Source organism: Pseudenhygromyxa sp. WMMC2535, from assembly GCF_011083025.2.
This window is the reverse complement of sequence record NZ_JABJWV010000001.1, coordinates 5014102-5032303: the sequence shown is the minus strand read 5'-3', so window position 1 is coordinate 5032303 and position 18202 is coordinate 5014102. Positions and strand designations below refer to the sequence as shown.

The following is an 18202-nucleotide window of genomic DNA, read 5'->3' as shown; positions in this document are numbered from 1 at the left end:
TGATTGCTGACTATAGAGCCCGGCGTTGGAGTATGTGGCCTTACCGGCCGCGGCGTGGTTGACCCCAAAAGCGACGAAGTAGTCGTTTGGGCCCAGGTTCAGGCTGCCCGTACCCTGAAATACCGAAAGTGGTCCGGCCGCGTAGGTCGCGTCGCCGTTGTCTCCCAAGCACTCGGTGACGAAGTCGATGCAGCGCTGCGGATCGATGGGGATCGCGACGAGGGCCGAGCTCGCGATGCCGACGCTTTGAAAGTCTGCCTCGCCAAAGCTGTCGACGATCGCCGCGTCGAGGGCGTTGAGGGCCGGCAGCAGCGAGGTCTCTTTGACCCCATCCCCCGGGGGGTGCGCGCGGGCGCTGCCAGGGCGGCCCCGCTGCCTTCGGGCGTCAGGCGATAGACCGCGAGCGGCGGCGCCTCGGTGTAGGCGGCCCCGGCCGCGGCGTCCTCGTAGAGCGCCACGCGACCGAGGAGCATCGTCGCGTCCGCGCTTTGTTCATCGAGGCCGAAGTCGACCAGCGCCTGGGGGAAGACCAGCTCGTTGATCGCCTCGCCGGGGACCCCCTCGGCCTCGAGGGCCCCGCGCGCGGCCGCAACCGCGTCCGCGTCCGATCCGGCGATCACCGCGATCTCGGCCGAGAACGGCCCGCCGGGCCCCGTGCCCGCGTTGACGAGGTTGAGCGTGTCGCCGAGGCTGGCGAACACCGAGATCCGCTCCCCCTCTCCGTCGACGCGCGAGAACAGGTAGGGCGTGAAACCGAAGTACCTGGCCGCGGGCGGGGTCTGGCCGTGGATGACCACGACCTCGTTGGCGGCGAGCAGGTAGGACGAGCTCATGTTCGCGGGGATCTTGGGCGCGCCGCCGACCGATCCGGGGCCCAGGGCGACCGGCTGATCCGGGTGTGCCGGCACGCTGAACAGCAGATAGGGCGTCGAGGGGTTGTTGCCGTAGCAGTCGTCGAGGAGCTCGCAGTCCGCGACGGTGAAGGACGTGACCACGCCCTCCTGGACGCGAAAGCCCGCGTCCTCGAAGTGCGCGAGCAGCCCCTCGGCGGGGGCCTCGGCCCCCTGGTCGGCGCTCGACTCGGCCTCGGCCGTCATCTCCTCCCCAACCGCGCCCTCGCCCGCCTCGGTCTGTGCCGCGTCGCCCTCCCCCGGCGCGCTCTCGCTGCCCGCGCTCTCGCCTTCCCCGCCTTCACCCTCGCTCTCGTCGCCCTCGTCGGCCTGGCTCTCGCCCCCGCCCTCGCCCGCATCGTCGGCGCACCCACAGCACAGCTGCGCGAGCAGCCCAGACAACGCCAACGCAGGCAGAATCTTCGAATCTCGACGCATCTCGTCCTCCTCACCGAATACGCCCCGTGACGCCCACGCCTCCCACCTTCGTGGGAACCAACAGGCGCGGCCTCGGGGTCCACGGCTCTAGCCAATCCTATTGCAGCTCGCCGCCAACGCAGCAGCTCGCGGCCACGAAAGCCGCCGGGAAACACAACTACACAGACTCGTGCGCGACGCAGGAGACTCGAAAGGGTCCAGGCGCGGGGTCCTCGACGACTTTGCAATATCTTCAGCGAGCCAGCCTCGGCATCATGGTCTCGCCATGTCCCTGCCCCCCGAGCTGCCCGAGGATCTCGAGACCCCTGACGCCGCGCAGGCCCCCGAGGGCGACGCCCTCGAGCCAGTCGATCGCCGCACCTTCTTGCGCATGGGCGCGGCCGCGGCCGCGAGCATCGCGGTGGGCTGCGCCGACGACGGGGCCGGGCTCGAGGCAGGCTCCGAGGACGAGAGCGCGGGCAGCGAGAGCGCCGGCCTCGACGAGATCGGGACCAGCGAGTCGGACACGGGCAGCGACGAGGCCGAGTCCGACGCCGAGACGGGCACGGACAGCGAGACCGAGACCGACACCGGCGAGCCGCTCGAGCAGTGCGAGGGCGAGCTGATCGACTTCGACCCCGAGGCCGTGGCCCTCGACGAGCTCGGCTTCCCGCTCGCGCTGATGGCCGGCGAGATGCGCCCCGACTCGGTCATGCTCGCCGTCTACATCGAGGACGCCGCGCCCAGGCTGCTGCGGGTGTGGCGGCCCAGCGACCAGCCGGGGGTCATCGACCTGATCGCCGAGCGCGAGGTGGTGCCCGACGCCGACGGCTACGCCAAGCTCGGCGTCGACGGGCTGTGCTCGGGGACCTGGTACCGCTACGCCTACTTCAGCGACGAGGACGGCGAGCTCACGGCCCGCAGCCGCGTGGCCGAGTTCCGCACGGCGATCGCCGAGGACTCGCTCGAGCCGGTGGTCGTGGCGATCTCGGCCTGCAACGGCAACAGCTTCGACTGGCCAGCCCTCGAGCGCACCGCCGAGGAGTACTACGACGTGTTTTGCCACCTCGGCGACATGGCTTACAACGACGGCGCGTTCACCCGCGACGAGTATCGAGCCAAGTGGAAGCAGTACCTCGGCAACGAGGGCTTCAAGTCGGTCTACGCCCTCGCCGGGCTCTACGCGACCTGGGACGACCACGAGATCACCGACAACTCGGCCTTCGACCCCGAGACCGAGGACCCCGCTCAGCTCGAGAAGAAGGACAACGCCCTGAACGCCTACTTCGAGGTCCTGCCGATCGCGCAGGCCGAGGCCGAGGACTACAAGCTGTGGCGCAGCTTTCGCTGGGGCCTGAGCGTCGAGTTCTTCGTGCTCGACTGCCGCTACGAGCGGCGGCCCTCGCTGGGCGAGTACATCAGCCAGGCGCAGATGGACTGGCTCGAGCAGGGCCTGATGGCCAGCCCCTGCCACTTCAAGGTCATCCTCAACTCGGTCCCGATCACCAACATGCCGATCTTGTGGGACGTGGCCGCCGACGACCGCTGGGAGGGCTTCCCAGGCGCGCGCGACTCCCTGCTCGCGTTCATCGACGACCACCAGATCGAGAACGTCTGGTTCATCGCCGGCGACTTCCACGTCTGCTTCGTCTCGCGCCTCGAGCCCATGGGCACCACGCTCTCGGCCCGGACCCGCGAGATCGCGGTGACCGGCGGGCGGACGAACTTCGCCGGTGACACCCTGGGCCTGTCGACCCAGTTCGACTACGGCGTGGGCGACCCGCGCGGCTGCGTGCTGACCTTCGACCCCGCCCTGGACGCGGTCAATGTCCGCTTCATCAACCCCGAAGGTGGCGACGACTACAATCAAGACCTGACCCAGGACTGATCCGCCTGGGGGCCGCGGTGTTACTCTGGATCCCCGTGGCGAACCCCATGCACAGGTCCCCCCGCCTCCTCCTGCTCGCTGCCACCCTCGCGCTCTCGGCCTGCTCCACGCCCGCCGACGACGGTGGTGACGATGGGACCGGGACCGGGACCGAGACCGACGCCGAGGACACGGACACGGACACCGACGGGGCCTGCAACCCCACGGGGACCTACGCCGAGTGCGGAGCCGCGGGCACCGCGGCCTGCATGGCCGACGGCCAGCCCCTGGTCTGCCTGGTCAGCGCCGAGGCGGGCACCTGCAGCCGCGAGTGCGAGGACGCCTGCGACTGCTGGGCCGCGCCCGAGGCCAACGCCGACAGCGCGACCGTCGACTGTCTCGCCCTGGTCGAGGGCGACCCGGTCAAGTCCTGCGTGCTCGCCTGCGCGGGCGGGCTCGCCTGCCCCAGCCCGATGACCTGCGACGAAGGCCTGGGCTTTTGCGTCCATGATTGAGTCCAGCCGCGCGGGCGCTCAACCCTTCAGCGCCTGGGCAACGAAGGACTCGATGGCTGGGGCCGGTCGCGCCCCCGCCACGCGCTCGAGCTCGCGGCCGCGGTGGTAGACGGCCATGGTGGGGATCGAGCGCACGCCCATCTGCGCGCCGACCCGGGGCAGCGCCTGGGTGTCGACCTTGGCGACCAAGAAGCGCCCCGCGCTGCGCTTGGCCACGGTCTCCAGCTCCGGGGCGACCATGCGGCACGGCCCACACCAGGGCGCCCAGTAGTCGATGAGCACGGGCAGGGCCGAGGTCTCGATCAGCGCCCGAAACGCCGCCTCGTCGAGGACCTCCGCCGGGGCGTCCGCGCCCTCGCCCATGGGCGCGTGGCAGCTCCCGCACTTGGCCGGCTCGTCGAGCTTGGCGAAGGGGACTCGGTTGACCTTCCCACAGCGAGGACAGGGCCGACGCAGGCCCTTGGGATCGACTTTGAACGCGGCCATGGGCCCAAACTAAGTCGACTGTCACAGGCCACAACCCAAGCCCCGACGTGACCCGCCCCACCTTCTTTGTCAGCGCCAGCTCACGCGTCGCAGCCCGCGCGGGTGTAGGGTTGGCGCAGCGTCATGACCAGCGACGACCAAGAGACCCAGGCCCCCGCGTCCCAGGACCCCGCCCAGGGCGACGCGACCACCGAGAAGCGACCCGTCAAGCCCATGAAGTTCGCGGTGCTCTCCCAGCGTCCCGAGCTCTACTCGACCCAGCGCATGGTCGAGGCCGTGCGCAGCCGCGGTCACGAGTGCCACCTGATCGACTACCGGCGCTGCTACATGAAGATCGCCACGCACCGGCCGACGATCACCTACGACGGCCAGCTGCTCGAGGGCTTCGACGCCGTGATCCCGCGGATCTCCGCCGCGCACTCGTCCTACGGCACCGCCGTGGTCCGGCAGTTCGAGATGATGAACGTCTACTGCGTCAACGGCTCCCAGGCGATCGCCCGCGCCCGCGACAAGCTGCGCAGCATGCAGATCCTGGCCAAGAAGGGCATCGGCCTGCCGCTGACCGGCTACGCCCACACGACCTTGGACGTCGACGGCCTCGTCGAGATGGTCGGCGGCGCGCCCCTGGTCATCAAGCTGCTCGAGGGCACCCAGGGCATCGGCGTGGTCCTGACCGAGACCCACAACGCCGCGACCTCGGTGATCGAGGCCTTCCGGGGCCTCGACGCCAACATCCTGGTCCAGGAGTTCATCGCCGAGGCCAAGGGCTCGGACCTGCGCTGCTTCGTGGTCGGCGACAAGGTCGTGGCCTCGATGATGCGCAAGGGCGCCCCGGGCGAGTTCCGCTCCAACCTCCACCGGGGCGGCAGCGCCGAGGCCATCAAGCTGACCCCCGAGGAGCGCAGCACGGCCGTGCGCGCGGCCAAGGCCATGGGCCTGCGGGTCGGCGGCGTCGACATCCTGCGCTCGAACCACGGGCCCTTGGTGATGGAGGTCAACTCCTCGCCGGGGCTCGAGGGCATCGAGAAGGCCACGAGCAAGGACGTGGCCGAGGCGATCGTGAAGTTCATCGAGAAGGACTCCGAGTCGGGGCGACGCGGGGACCGAAACCTCAACCACTGAGGACCCGCGCGCGCCCGAGCTCGCGCGCACGCGAAAGGCGAAGGCCCCTCGACATGCTCGAGCGGGCCTTCGCCTCTTTCGTGGGCGCCTGTGAGCTTTTACGTCCGTGCGCTCAGCCGGCCGCGCGCCGGCCTTCGAGGATCGTCAAAAACGAGCGGCTGCGCAGCTCCGCCTCGCTCAACCCCGTGCGCGCGAGCTCGTCGAGGGACACCGCCCCGCAAGCCAGGGCGCGCAGGAAGTAGTTCAGCAGCCCCTGGCCGGTGGCCGCGTCGTCGAAGACGTCGCCCACCAAGGTCGCCTGGGCGGCCTGCTCGACGAAGTTGCGCAGGCGCTTGGCCGCGGCGTCGAAGCCCTCGAGGAAGAACCCGTAGCAGGCGGCGTAGCGCGCGGGCAGCTGGGCGGGGTGGAGGTCCCAGCCCTGATAGAAGCCGCGCACCAGCGAGCGCCGGTTGTGGCCATGGGCCAGGCGCCAGGCGCCGTGGACCGCGGCCCGGTTCTCGGCGAGCTGCTCGTCGTCGAGGTCCTCGCCGCGGTGCAGGGGCACGGGCATCACGTTGGTCGCCCCGTCCGACAAGAACACCCCGGTCTCGGCGAAGCTGGCCTTCATCAGGTCGAGGGCGAAGTCGCAGGCCGGGTGATCCATGCGCTGGTGGGCCGCCGTGACCCCAAAGCTGGCCGTGAAGTCGTAGGTCCCGAAGTGCGCGCCCACGCAGCGCCCCTCGGCGGCCGCGAGGAGCTGGGGCAGCAGGCAGCGGCCCTCGTCGTCGAGCAGGCCGTGGGCGAGCTCGATCATCAGCTCCATGGCCAGCGCGCCCTCGTCGAGGCCCAGGCGGCGCTCGAGGGCCTCGAAGGCGCGGACCAGGGTCGAGACCTGCTCGGGCACCGAGATCTTGGGCAAGGTGATCACGAAGTTGTCGGGCAGGCGCCCGGCCTCCTCGACCAGCGTGGTCACGAAGCGCTCGAGGGTGCGGATCGACCGGCGCATGAGCGCGCCCTCGAGCGGCTTGATGCGGATGCCACAAAAAGGCGGCAGCGTCCCCGCGGCCAGGCCAGCCGCGAGCTCCCTGGCCGCCGACACCGAGGTCGCGTCCTCCTCGTCGTCGGGGCGGTTGCCGTAGCCGTCCTCGAAGTCGAGGCGGAAGTCCTCGACCGGCTCGCGCTCGAGCTTGGCCCGGACCCGCTCGTGGACGCTCAGCGCCAGCCAGGCGCTGGGCTGGAGCTGGCGCAGCGAGTCGGGGTCCTCCGCGAACTCGGCCATGGCCGCGGCCGAGTCCTCCCCCAGGCCCTCGGCGCCCGGCAGGCCCATGGCCCGGGCGAACTCGAAGGGGTCGGCGCCGTAGGTGTCGAGGCTGCGCACGGCCAGCGCCCCGAGCTTGACCGCGGTGTCGCGGCGAAACAGGTGCGCGCCGCCGTAGACCACGTGGACCGGCTGGCGATCCCCGCGCTCCCCGGGGTGGCGATCCGCGAAGCGCTCGCAGGCGATGTCGAGGGCGGCGAGGGTGTCGGCGATCTCGTCGACGAGGTCGGTGGTCGGCGTGGACATGGCTGGGGAGTCTACCAACTCCCCGGGCTGGCTCGGCTACCGCGGCCTGCTCAGCTACCGCGGTAGGTAGAGTAGCCAAAGGGGCTGAGCAGCAGCGGCACGTGGTAGTGCTGGTCCGTATCCTCGACCTGAAACACGATCTCCGCCCAGGGATAGAAGCTCGGCGCGTCGCCAAAGTACTCCGCGGTGTCGAAGTGGATCCGGTAGATCCCCGGGCGCATGCTCCCCGAAGAGATCAGCCCCGAGAGCCGGCCGTCCTCGTCGGTCTTGCCGCGGCCGAGCATCTCCCAGTGCTCGGGCCGATCTTGGCGCCACAAGGTCACGGAGACGCCCGTCGCGGGGCATCCACGCGCGGTGTCGAGGATGTGGGTGGTGATCGGGCTGCGAGAATCGTTCATGCGAGGGTCTCCAGTCGTAGCCGGGTGATCTTTGCCTGCTCGCCAGCGGCGACGCGAAGCTCGGTCTGGGGGTCGTTGGGCATGCGCGCGCGCAAGATCGCCAACATCTGCGCGGCGCTCTTGCCCGAGGCGCAGACGATGAAGATGTGGCCAAAGCGAGCCTCGTAGGCCAAGTTGGCGTCGCGCAGGGCCTCGAGCTCGGCCTCGCTGGCCGCGGCGGCGCCCGCTTGCTCGCCAGCGCTGAGCGCCGCGGTGTCGGCGAATTTCTCGCGCAGGCGCGAGAGGTCGGCGCCGATGCGCGGGTGATGATCGAAGGCCTCGAGCACGTCGGCGCGCGCCATCTTCGCCCACTCGGCCAATGCCGCGGCGTAGAGCGCCTCGTCGCCGGCGAAGGGCCGGCGCGCGAGCATGGCCGCGACCCAGCGAGAGGCCCCGCAGCACCGGACCAAAGCCGCCTCCGCGGCCGCCTCGTCCATCGTGTTCAGGGCCGCCGCGGGCCCTCGCCCCGCCTCACTCACCCGCCCTCCTCCACCGCCCGTCCATAGGCCCGCAGCCGCGCGACGCCGCCGTCGGGGAAGGTCTCGAGGCGCAAGTGGGTGAAGGGGCCGCGATCTTCGAGCGCGGCGATGAACTCGCGGCGGTCCGGCCCGAGGGTGTGCTCGCCAAAGATCCGCCGCCAGCGCGGCGCCTCGGCCGGCTGGGGCAGGACCTCCTGCCAGCCGCCCTCGCTGACATTCCCCACGAGCAGGTCCGTGGTCCTGGCCGTCGGCGCGAAGCAGCCCCACAGCGCGCAGCGCTGGGCGTGGTTGCCATGAAAGTGGCCGGTGTCGACCTCGATCACGTCCAGGCGCCCGGGCGCGGCCAGGCGCAGCAGGATCCAGTCGTGGCCCGGCCCGCGCCGCCGCCTGGTCTCCCAGCCGCCGCCCATGAAGGTCGAGCGGCCCGGGGCGATCAGGTTGTCCATGGGCGCGAAGAACATGTCCGAGCACGCCAGCGCCCGGCCGCCGTTGCGCAGCGCCGCGAGGTCGCGGGCCGCCGGATCGAGCTGGGCCTGGACTTGGGCCACGTCGTCGGGCGCCGGCCAGCTGCTCGGCGCGGCCGCGACCTCACCAAAGGCCCGCAGCCGCGCGACGCCGCCGTCGGGGGTGATGGTCAGGCGCAGGTGGGTGATCGCCTCTTCCCCCGCGAGGGTGAAGCAATTGTGCGAGCCGGCGCGCAGCGGCGACTGCTCGAGCAGCGGCCGCCAGCTGGCGTCGGCGAGGGCCTCGAGCGTCGCCTCGCCCGCGCCCATGTCGACCCCTTCGAGCCGGGCGAAGGGCGCGTGGTTACCCAGGAAGTGGCTGGTGTCGAGATCCACGGCGCGCACCCGGCCGCGGACGCCGAGGGCGAGCACGCACCAGTCCTCGCCGGGGCTGCGCCGCCGTCGGCTCTCCCAGCCGTCCATCCACTTGCCGCGCTCCGTGTAGCGCTCGGGGTCGAAGATCGCCGCCTCGACCTTGCAGAGGTTGGCGGCCGCGGCGAAGAACTCGTCGCTACAGCCCAGGGCCCGGCCGCCGAGGCTCGCGCTGGCGAGATCGACGAGGCCGGGGAAGCTGGGGGCATCGCTTGCAGTGACAATCATGTCTGTCGACCAAGCAGCGTACGCCCCTGCGCCTCGCCTGGAAAGCGCTCCGCCTGATCCGGCGCATAGATCGAGTGACCGCGCAGCCAAGTGCCGCGCACCTCGCCTCGCAGCTCGCGACCCAACCAGGGCGAGACCGGGTGGCGAAAGTGCAGGTGCTCGCGGCCGACCACGAAGCGCGCGTCGGGGTCGAAGGCGAGCAGATCCGCGTCGTAGCCCGGTGCGATTCGCCCCTTTCGTCCGCTCAGACCCGCGACGATCGCCGGCGCAGCGGACATCCAGTGAGCGACCTGCTCGAGCGCGATGCCGCGGCCAGACGCCTCGGTCCACACGCTCGACAGGCCCAAGGAGAGCGAGGCGATGCCGCCCCAAGCCTCCAGAAAGTCGCCGCGCTCGGACGCCTTGAGCTCCGGGGCACAAGGCGAGTGATCCGTGACCACCAGGTCGATCACGCCCTCGCGCAGCGCCGCCCACAGCCCCTCGCGGTTGTCGGCCTCGCGCACCGGCGGCGCGCACTTGAACTGCGTGGCCCCCTCGGGGACGTCCTCGGCGCACAAGCACAGGTAGTGCGGGCAGGTCTCCACGCTGACCGGCAGCCCCTCCGCGCGGGCGGCCCGGAGCATGGGCAGGGCGCTGGCCGCCGAGAGATGCACGATGTGCACGGCGCAGCGGGTCTCGCGGCACAGCGCGATCAGCAAGGCGATCGCCGCCTCCTCGAACTGCGGCGGGCGGCTGTGCAGCCAGCTGTGATAGTCGCGGGGATCTTCGGGCGCGCTCGCGTCGCCCTGGGCGAGGGCGCCGACGATCTCGGCGTGGGCCAGGAGCGGCAGCCCGGCCGCCGCCAGGGCGGTCATCGCCGCGCGCAGATCCGCCTCGCTGCTGGCCGGGAACTCCTCGATGCCCGAGTCACACAAAAATGCCTTGCAGCCGAGCACCCCGTCGCGCGCGAGGGCCCCGATGTCCTCGGCGTTCCCGGGCACCACCCCGCCCCAAAAACCAACGTCGATCCACAACTGCCCCGCGCAGTCCTCGAGCTTGCGCGCCAGCGCGTCGGCCGTGGTCGTGACCGGCAAGCAGTTGAGGGGCATGTCGACCAGCGCGGTCACGCCCCCCGCCGCGGCCGCTCGGGTCGCGGTCTCGAAGCCCTCCCAGTGCGTGCGCCCGGGCTGGTTGACGTGGACATGGCAGTCGACCAGGCCAGGGAGCAGCGCCAGATCACCGAGCTCGCGCCGCGGCAGGTCGCCAGGTAGCGCGCCGGGCTCGACGACCGCGGCGACGCGCTCGCCTTCGATGATCACCGCCGCCGGGCGCAGGCCCTCATCCGTCAGCACCCGCTCGCTGACCAGCGCGAAGCGCCCTTCCTTCGTCGTCGCGCTCATCGGCTCACCTCCGCGACCGCCATGACGTCGGCGCCCTGGGCGATCCACGCCGCGATGATCTCTCGCTCCTCCTCGGTCATCCCGGTCTGGTTGGCCAGGGGCATGGTCTTGGCGACCACGACCACCGAGTTGATGCGCGGGGCCAAGGTCGCGATCTGCTCGGGCTTGTCGAACATCACCCCCTGAGGCGCGGCCTTGTAGCCGCCGTGGGTCGGCGCCGCCGAGTGGCAGGTCACGCAGCGCTGACCGACGATCGTCCGCACCTCCTCGAAGCCGACCGTGCGGTAGTCCGCGTAGCTCTTGGGCTTGGACACGAAGGCCAGCGCGACCATGGCGAGCGCCGCGGCCGGCAAGATCCACACGTTTTGCTTGCCCTCGTCCTTGAGGTTGAACCAGTGCCGGGTGCCCGCGCCGACCAGCGCGATCGCGGCGAGCAGCGCCCAGTTCCACTGGTTGCCGTAGGTGAAGGGGTAGTGGTTGCTGACCATGATGAAGAGCACGGGCAGCGTCAGGTAGTTGTTGTGCAGCGAGCGCTGGGCCGCGTCGCGGTTCCACTTGGGGTCGGGCTCCCCGCCCTCGACCATCGCGCCCACCGTCTTGCGTTGGTTGGGGATGATCACCACGAACACGTTCGCGGCCATCATCGTGCCGAGCATCGCGCCCACGTGGATATAGGCCGCGCGGCTGCCAAAGGTCTGGGTCAGGCCATAGGCCACGCCGGTCATGACCAAAAAGCCGATCGCCGCGAAGGCCAGGGTGTGCCGGCCCAGGGGCGAGCGGCAGGCCAGGTCGTAGACCAGCCAGCCGACCACCAGCGAGCCCGCCCCGATCCCCACCGCGACCCCCGGGCTGAGCGCGCGCACGCCCGCGTCGATCAAGAACTGGTCGGCGCCCAGGTAGTAGACCAAGGTCAGCAGCAGCGCGCCGCTGATCCAGGTCATGTAGGCCTCCCACTTGAACCAGTGCAGGGTCTTGGGCAGGCGCTCCGGCGCGACCTCGTACTTGAGCACGCGATAGAAGTGGCCGCCGTGGATCGACCAGACCTCGCCGCCGACGCCCGCGCTGACCTGATCCGGTCGCTCGGGCTCACGCAGGGCGTGGTTGAGCCAGTTGAAGTAAAACGAGGTGCCGATCCACGCCGCACCGAACACCAGGTGCGCCCAGCGGACGATGAGCTCGAGCCAATCGAGGAGGTAGGTTCCCATACCCACCGCGATGATGGCACATGAGCCGTACACCGGCTGAGCGAGGCCGCCCACACCACACGCTCAAAGCCATGAAAGCAGTGAGGACTTGCACGACCAATTCCGGGCCCAGATCTGCGGCGCAAACATCGACCCAGCACGAACGCGACGAGCCCCCTCGTCGCCGAGGAGGCCCATCGAAGCCGCGAGCCCGCGGCCGCTCAGAACATCTCGCGCACGCGCTCGAACCACCGCCGCGGCAAGCTCGGCCCCGGCGCTCCGCCGCGCGCGTGGATCGGCGCGACGTCGAACTCCATCTCGACCGGCTCGTTGCGGGCCCCGTAGAGCACGAGGCCCACGCCGGTCGCGAAGCGAGCGTCCTGGATCACGCTGGCGAAGCCGCCCTCGGTCAGGCCGATCTCGCGGCCGTTGCCGTCGGCGTAGACCGGCGCGCCCAGGCGCACGGGCATCTGGAAGATGTCCTCGGCGATCTCCGACATGCCGGCCATCTGCGAGGCGCCGCCGGTCAGGACCACGCCGGAGGCGGCGAGCTCCACGAAGCCGCTCGAGAGCAGCTCTTGGCGGGCGAGCTCGAGGATCTCCTCGACCCGCGGCTCGATGATCTCGGCCAGGAAGCGGCGCTGGAACTCGCGCGGCGGCCGGGGGCCGACGCCGGGGACCTGGATGATCTCGTCTTGCTCGAGCATCGAGACCAGCGCGCAGCCGTGCTGACGCTTGATCGCCTCGGACTCGCTGACCGAGGTGCGCAGGCCGTGGGCGATGTCCTGGGTCACGCGGTGGCCGCCCATGACGATCACCGAGGTGTAGATGTTGGAGCCCTCGGAGTAGATCGCCAGGTCCGTGGTCCCGCCGCCCATGTCGATCAGCACCACGCCCAGGTCGCGCTCGTCGTCGTGGAGCACGGCGTTGGCCGAGGCGACCGGCTCGAGCACGACCTCGACCACGTCGAGGCCTGCGCGGTTGCAGCACTTGACGATGTTCTGGACCGAGGTCACGGCCGCCGTGATGATGTGCGCGCGGACCTCCATGCGCACCCCGGACATGCCGATCGGATCGCGGATCTGGCCCTGGCCGTCGATCATGTACTCGAGCGGCAGGGTGTGGATGATCTGGCGATCGAGGGGGATGTTGACGGCCTTGGCCTGGTCGATCACCCGGGCGACGTCCGCCTCGGTGACCTCGCGGTTGCGCATGCTGACCTGACCGAGGCTGGTGAAGCCGCGGATGTGCCCGCCCGCGATGCCCACGTAGACCGACTGGACGTCGACGGCGGCCATCTGCTCCGCCTCTTGAATCGCAGCGGCGATGCTGTTGGTGGTCGCCTCGATGTTGACGACCACGCCCTGGCGCAGACCCTCCGAGGGGCTGGTCCCGACGCCGATGACGTCGATACCCGACGAGGTCACCTCACCGATCACCGCAGCCACCTTGGTGGTGCCGATGTCGAGGCCGACGATCACTTCTCCGACTTGAGCCATTCTCTCCGTCCTCGCTTGCTACTCGTAGCGGGGGATGCGATTGCGACGACCGGCGGCGCGCGCCGGCTTGCGCTCGGGCTCGTCGGCGATCCCCGCGGGGTGTTGATCTTCAGGTTCTTCCAGGTCCGGCTCGGCGCGCTCGACCGCGGCCAGGAGCAGGGCCTCATCGCGCTCGCTGGCGAAGCGAGCGACGACCCGATCACGGCGATCGGGCTTGCTGTCGTGGTCGAGGTGGACGACCGCGAGACGATCGGCGCGCTCGCCCAGGGCCGCGCGCAGGGCGTCCCAGCGCTCGAGGCGGGCGGCGTACTCGCCACGGCCGAGGACCAGAGCGGTGCCGGCCTCGGCGGTGTAGAGGGTCACCGAGCCGTCGTCGCCCATGTGCAGCTCGCCCAGGCGCGGGCGCTGCTTGCTCTGGTATTGGCGCAGGAGCTCGAGGCCCTCGGCGATGTCTTCGACGGCGCGCTCGCGGCCGTCCTCGTCGAAGAGCTCGGCGCGGTCGATGCCGGTGATGATCGGCAGCTCGCCTCGCTCGCCGCGCTCGACCTGCTTGAAGGGTCGGCCCGCGCTGTCGACGAGGTAGAAGCGCTCGGCCAGGACGATGGCCTCGGGCTCGTGCTCGACGACCGCGACCTCGAGCGTGTCCGGGAGGTTGCGGGTCACCGTGGCCTCGGCCACCCAGGGGTGGGCCGCGACGCTCTCGCTGAGCGCGACGAGGTCGAGGGCCAGGATGTTCGTCCCCGGCTCGATCGCCAGCAGCTCGCGCAGGGTCTCGTCGTCGATGTGCGCCGTGGGCTCGTAGATGAAGTGGCTGGCCTCGAAGCGAGCCGAGGTCGTTGCGTACTCGTAGACCTCGCGGCCGGCGACGAGCAGCGCCCAGGCCACGGCCATGACCGCGCCCAGGCGCAGGCCCACGCGACCGAGGCGGCGCGGCCACTCGCGGCGCGGCGCGTCGGTGCGGGTCTCGAGAAAGGCGCTCGCCTCGGCGCGCCGAGCCTGGCGCTCGCGCAGGCGATCCCGCAGGCCCTCGCCGGCAGCCTTCATCCGCTCGCGGGCCGAGCTGGCGCCCGCACGAGTCGCGCGAGCCTTGGCACCCTGGCTCCGCCGCGCGCCCTCGCGGGGCTTGCGGACGTTGCGGTTGCGGCCGGTCTGCTGGCGACGCTGGTTGCGACCACGGGCCGCGCGGGAGGCGGTTCGTGGGCGTCGCTTGGGAGAGGTGCTCATGGGAGAGATCAGCCGCCGAGTGGGGTGAGATCGGCCGCTGATCTGCGATACATCCCGTGTGCGGGATCCCCAAAAAACCCGCGTCGCCGAGGCGCGTGGTGGCGGTGGTGAACGGGCGAGCAGCATCCTGATCCCCACCTCGAGGACGGAGATTCCCGGCAAAGAGCCTGGTAAACCGGGGCCCATGGCTGACGCCTCCTTGTTCTCGAGCTGGTCCCAGGTCTGCGCCGAGTTCCCGATCGCCTGCCGCAAGGTCGAGCTCTTCGACGGCAGCGCCGAGCGCCTGCTCTACCTCGACCACGCCGCGAGCACCCACGCCCCTCGCTGCGTGCTCGATCGCTACGTGCACTTCATGGCCGAGGAGTACGCCAACATCCACCGCGGCACGCACCAGCTCTCGCGCTCGGCCACGGAGACCTTCGACCAGTGCTACGCCACTGTCGCCGGCTTCATCGGCGGCGAGCTCGAGCGCGGCGCGATCGTGTTCTTGGGCAACACCACCCAGGCCATCGACCTCGTCGCCCACGTCGTCGATCCCCTGCCCGGCAAGGTCCTGATCACCGAGCTCGAGCACCACTCCAACGACCTCCCTTACCGCAAGCGCGGCCCGGTCCTGCGCGCCCGCGTCCGCGAGGACGGCAGCTTGGACATGGACCACGTCCGCGACCTGCTGCGCTTCAACCGGGTCAAGCTGCTCGCCGTGACCGGGGCCAGCAACGTCACCGGCTGGATGCCCCAGATCCACGCGCTCGCCCGCATCGCCCACGAGCACGGCGCCCTGATCGCCCTGGACTGCGCCCAGCTCCTCGCCCACCAGCGCATCGAGGTCCTCGACCTCGACGACGACGCCCACCTCGACTTCGTCGCCGGCGCCGGCCACAAGGCCTACTCCCCCTTCGGCGCCTCCTTCCTCTACGGCCCGCGCTGGCTCCTCGACCAGGCCCCGCCCTACCTCCCCGGCGGCGGCACGGCCAGCCGCGTCACCGCCCGGACCGCCGAATTCGTCGCCTCCCCCGATCGCCACCAAGGCGGCACCCCCAACATCGGCGGCGTGATCGCCCTCGCCGAGGCCCTGCGCTTCCTCGACACCATCGGCCTCGACCGCATCCGCGAGCACGAGCGCGCCTTGACCCAAAAAGCCATGACCGCCATGCGAGCCATGGACGGCGTCACCCTCTACGGCCCCGAAGACCCCGACGCCCGCCTCGGCGTCCTGAGCTTCAACATCGCCGGCGTCTCCGACCTGCTCGCCGCCGCCGCCCTCGCCCAGGAGCGCGGCATCGCCTGCCGCAACGGCCGCTTTTGCGCCCACGTCTACGTCGACCGCCTGCTCCAAAACCAAGCCGGCGCCACCGCAGAGCCCGGCGCCACCCCGGGAGCCGTGCGCGCCTCCTTTGGCCTCTACAACACCCTCGAAGACGTCGACCGCCTGCTCGAGGGCGTCTCCATGCTCCGCGACCGCCGCTGGCAAGGCCGCTACCGCGTGCTCGGCCCCGACAGCGAGAACGTCGCCCAGACCGAGGCCGCCTCCCGCTGCAACGACCGCTGGATGGCTCCCGAAGGCTGACCCCCCGGCTCTCCGACGACGGCGACGCTTCCCCGCCGCCTGCACCGGAGCGTCTCCCTCCAACGACGACGCTCCCCCCTCGCCTGTGCCGGAGCGTCTCCCTCCAACGAAGACGCTCCCCGTCGCCTGTGGCAGCGCGTCTCCCTCCAACGACGACCCCTCCCCATCGCCTGTGCCGGAGCGTCTCCCTCCAACGACGACGCTTCCCCGTCGCCTGTGCCGGAGCGTCTCCCTCCAACGAAGACGCCTCCCCGCCGCCTGTGGCGGAGCATCTCCCTCCAACGACGACGCTTCCCCGTCGCCTGTGCCGGAGCGTCTCCCTCCAACGACGACGCTTCCCCGTCGCCTGTGCCGGAGCGTCTCCCTCCAACGAAGACGCCTCCCCGCCGCCTGTGGCGGAGCATCTCCCTCCAACGAAGACGCCTCCCCGTCGCCTGTGACAGAGCGTCTCCCTCCAACGAAGACGCCTCCCCGTCGCCTGTGGCGGAGCATCTCCCCGCCGAAGAGGCGCACAAAAGGGACAGCAGGGGACCCTCTCGGCGAGTTTCGCGTACGCACAGCACCGCTAGCGAGACACCCCCCACCAACCACACCGCCCCAGCCACCGGAGCCCCTCCGGAGTCAGCGACCTGTCTGAGCCGCGAGGGTCCCCTGCTGTCCCGTGCGCCTGCTCGCCGTCGAGAAAGCCCCCGCAAAAGACTCGACGGCCCCCGTGCGCCTGCTCGCCGTCGAGAAAGCCCCCGCAAAAGACTCGACGGCCCCCGTGCGCATGCTCGCCATCGAGAAAGCCCCCACAAAAGACATCGCGAAACACTCGCAAGCCTCGCGAACAACCAGCATCCCCCCAAGCAAACACCCCCATCCCCACCACACCAAAAACACCCAACACCCCCACCCCACCATGCGATAACCCCCACAAATGCCCCTAACACTAGCCTTACTCACCACCCTCGCCGCCGAGATCCACCTAAACCCCGGCGACGACTTCAAGGCCACCGTCTCCAACGCCGCCCCCGGCGACGAGGTCATCTTCCACGCCGGCGACTACGCCACCGAGGGCTACTGGGGCCCCAACCTCCAGGGCACCGCCGACCAGCCGATCATCATCCGCGCCGCCGAGGGCGAGGCCGTGTCAATCACCGGCATCTCGGCTCAGAACGCCATCGATATCTCCGGCACCTACTACACCTTCGCCGGCTTCGAGATCATCGGCGGCTCCCACGGCGTCCGCGTCGGCAACTCCGCCCACGCCACCTTCGAAGACCTCGAGATCCACGACACCGCCGACGTCGGCCTGTCCTGCAACCGCACCGGCGAGGTCTACGAGGACATCACCATCCGCCGCGTCCACATCCACGACACCGCCGGGACCGGCGAGTGCATGTACCTGGGCTGCAACGACGGCTCGTGCACGGTGTTCTCCTCGCTCGTCGAGTTCAACTGGTGCCACGACACCACCAATTCCAGCCAGGGCGACGGCATCGAGCTCAAGACCGGCTCCTACGACGTGACCATCCGTCACAACGTGATCCACGACGTCAAGTACCCGGGGATCACCATGTACGGCACCCAGGGCGAGGCGCCCAACGTGATCGAGGGCAACATCATCTGGAACGTGGTCGACAACGGCATCCAGACCGTGGGCGACGCGATCGTCCGCAACAACGTGATCTTCAACGTCGGCGGCAACGGCATCCACGCCAAGCCCAGCCAAGACGAGGTCCCCAGCAATCTGACGGTCGTCCACAACACCGTGATCGACGACAACGGCCCGTGCTTTCGCGGCAACGACTGGCCCGAGGACAGCGGCAACCTGATCGCCGGCAACGCCTTTTTTTGCGAGGGCGGGACCGCGGTCAAGCTGGTCAACGCCGGCAGCGGCACGTGGTACGACAACGGCGTGATCGGGGCCCTCGACGGCCTGGGCGAGGGCACCTTCGCGATCCAGAGCGCCAGCGCCGAGCTGCTCGCCCCCGACGAGCACCACGCCTACCCCCAAGACGGCTCGAGCCTGCTCGCGGCCGCGAACGAGGCCTGGGCCGAGCTCGACTTCAACTGCCTGCCCCGCGACGCGACCGCGGACGTCGGCGCCTATGAGCACATGGGCAGCGACAACCCCGGATGGATCCCCCAGTCGGGCTTCAAGTCCTGCGCCGACGATGGCGGCGGGGGCGAGGACGACACCGGCGGTGAAGAAGACACCGGCGGTGAAGAGGACACCGGCGACGAGGGCGGCTCGACGACCGGTGACGAGGGCGGCTCGACCGGCGACGAGGGCTCGGGCGACGAGCTCGGCGATGACGCGGGCTCGGGCGACGACGCGGGGACGGGCGACGGCACCGGCGACGCGGGAGCCGAGGACGCAGGCGACGAAGGTGGCTGCGCCTGCGCCAGCGATGGGCGCCGCGGCGCCAGCCCGTGGGCGCTGCTCGGGCTCATGGGCCTCGCGCTGGTCCGCCGGCGTCGGCGTCAGCGCTGAGCCTCCTCGCC

At 70.6% G+C, this 18202-nt stretch carries 15 protein-coding genes; 5 read left to right on the top strand and 10 right to left on the bottom strand.

All coding sequences use genetic code 11. From position 1 onward, the window contains the following. Positions 1–98 precede the first annotated feature (98 nt). Positions 99–1328 carry a hypothetical protein gene (locus tag G6O69_RS19695; protein ID WP_172305062.1) on the bottom strand — a complete coding sequence of 410 codons (1230 nt, stop codon included), beginning with the start codon at positions 1326–1328 and terminating at the stop codon, positions 99–101. A 265-nt stretch (positions 1329–1593) separates the two neighbouring features. On the opposite strand from G6O69_RS19695, the gene G6O69_RS19690 reads away from it, so the two are divergent. Together G6O69_RS19690 and G6O69_RS19685 are read left to right on the top strand one after the other, a co-directional pair. Next, positions 1594–3195 (top strand): alkaline phosphatase D family protein, encoded by a 1602-nt coding sequence (locus tag G6O69_RS19690; protein WP_172305061.1) that lies wholly within the window; start codon positions 1594–1596, stop codon positions 3193–3195. A gap of 47 nt (positions 3196–3242) precedes the next feature. Continuing rightward, positions 3243–3689, top strand: coding sequence for a hypothetical protein (locus G6O69_RS19685; RefSeq protein ID WP_172305060.1), 447 nt, complete (start codon positions 3243–3245; stop codon positions 3687–3689). 18 nt (positions 3690–3707) lie between these two features. Here G6O69_RS19685 and G6O69_RS19680 read toward each other — a convergent pair whose 3' ends face one another. Continuing rightward, the gene (locus G6O69_RS19680) at positions 3708–4175 is read right to left on the bottom strand and encodes a thioredoxin domain-containing protein (protein WP_172305059.1); all 468 of its coding nucleotides are present in this window, start codon (positions 4173–4175) and stop codon (positions 3708–3710) included. Positions 4176–4388: 213 nt separating this feature from the next. Here G6O69_RS19680 and rimK point away from each other — a divergent pair, with 213 nt between their 5' ends. Beyond that, complete coding sequence (gene rimK, locus G6O69_RS19675) at positions 4389–5297, top strand: 30S ribosomal protein S6--L-glutamate ligase (protein ID WP_172308275.1); 909 nt, start codon at positions 4389–4391, stop codon at positions 5295–5297. Between the two features lie 112 nt (positions 5298–5409). Here the strand turns inward: rimK and G6O69_RS19670 are convergent, their stop codons facing one another. From G6O69_RS19670 to G6O69_RS19635, 8 genes are all read right to left on the bottom strand, one after another. After that, positions 5410–6840, bottom strand: a complete 1431-nt coding sequence (locus tag G6O69_RS19670) for a phosphoenolpyruvate kinase (RefSeq protein ID WP_172305058.1) — start codon at positions 6838–6840, stop codon at positions 5410–5412. 50 nt (positions 6841–6890) lie between these two features. Continuing rightward, positions 6891–7238, bottom strand: a complete 348-nt coding sequence (gene uraH, locus G6O69_RS19665) for a hydroxyisourate hydrolase (RefSeq protein WP_172305057.1) — start codon at positions 7236–7238, stop codon at positions 6891–6893. Beyond that, a complete protein-coding gene (gene uraD / locus G6O69_RS19660) occupies positions 7235–7756 on the bottom strand; it encodes a 2-oxo-4-hydroxy-4-carboxy-5-ureidoimidazoline decarboxylase (RefSeq protein ID WP_346017064.1) in 522 nt (173 codons plus the stop codon). The genes uraH and uraD overlap by 4 nt, the downstream gene beginning before the upstream one ends. Next, positions 7753–8859 (bottom strand): allantoicase, encoded by a 1107-nt coding sequence (gene alc / locus G6O69_RS19655; protein WP_172305056.1) that lies wholly within the window; start codon positions 8857–8859, stop codon positions 7753–7755. The genes uraD and alc overlap by 4 nt, the downstream gene beginning before the upstream one ends. Further along, positions 8856–10238 carry an allantoinase AllB gene (gene allB, locus G6O69_RS19650; protein WP_172305055.1) on the bottom strand — a complete coding sequence of 461 codons (1383 nt, stop codon included), beginning with the start codon at positions 10236–10238 and terminating at the stop codon, positions 8856–8858. The genes alc and allB overlap by 4 nt, the downstream gene beginning before the upstream one ends. Further along, on the bottom strand, positions 10235–11443 hold the full coding sequence (locus G6O69_RS19645) for a urate hydroxylase PuuD (RefSeq protein WP_172305054.1): 1209 nt from the start codon (positions 11441–11443) through the stop codon (positions 10235–10237). Before G6O69_RS19645 ends, allB begins: the two co-directional genes overlap by 4 nt. 200 nt (positions 11444–11643) lie before the next feature. Next, positions 11644–12921 carry a cell division protein FtsA gene (ftsA, locus tag G6O69_RS19640; RefSeq protein WP_217909870.1) on the bottom strand — a complete coding sequence of 426 codons (1278 nt, stop codon included), beginning with the start codon at positions 12919–12921 and terminating at the stop codon, positions 11644–11646. A gap of 18 nt (positions 12922–12939) precedes the next feature. Next, on the bottom strand, positions 12940–14145 hold the full coding sequence (locus tag G6O69_RS19635; protein ID WP_172305053.1) for an FtsQ-type POTRA domain-containing protein: 1206 nt from the start codon (positions 14143–14145) through the stop codon (positions 12940–12942). A gap of 184 nt (positions 14146–14329) precedes the next feature. Here G6O69_RS19635 and G6O69_RS19630 point away from each other — a divergent pair, with 184 nt between their 5' ends. After that, positions 14330–15712: an aminotransferase class V-fold PLP-dependent enzyme gene (locus G6O69_RS19630; protein WP_172305052.1), complete on the top strand. Its 1383-nt coding sequence runs from the start codon at positions 14330–14332 to the stop codon at positions 15710–15712. 919 nt (positions 15713–16631) lie between these two features. Continuing rightward, positions 16632–18191 carry a right-handed parallel beta-helix repeat-containing protein gene (locus G6O69_RS19625; RefSeq protein WP_172305051.1) on the top strand — a complete coding sequence of 520 codons (1560 nt, stop codon included), beginning with the start codon at positions 16632–16634 and terminating at the stop codon, positions 18189–18191. Positions 18192–18202 lie beyond the last annotated feature (11 nt).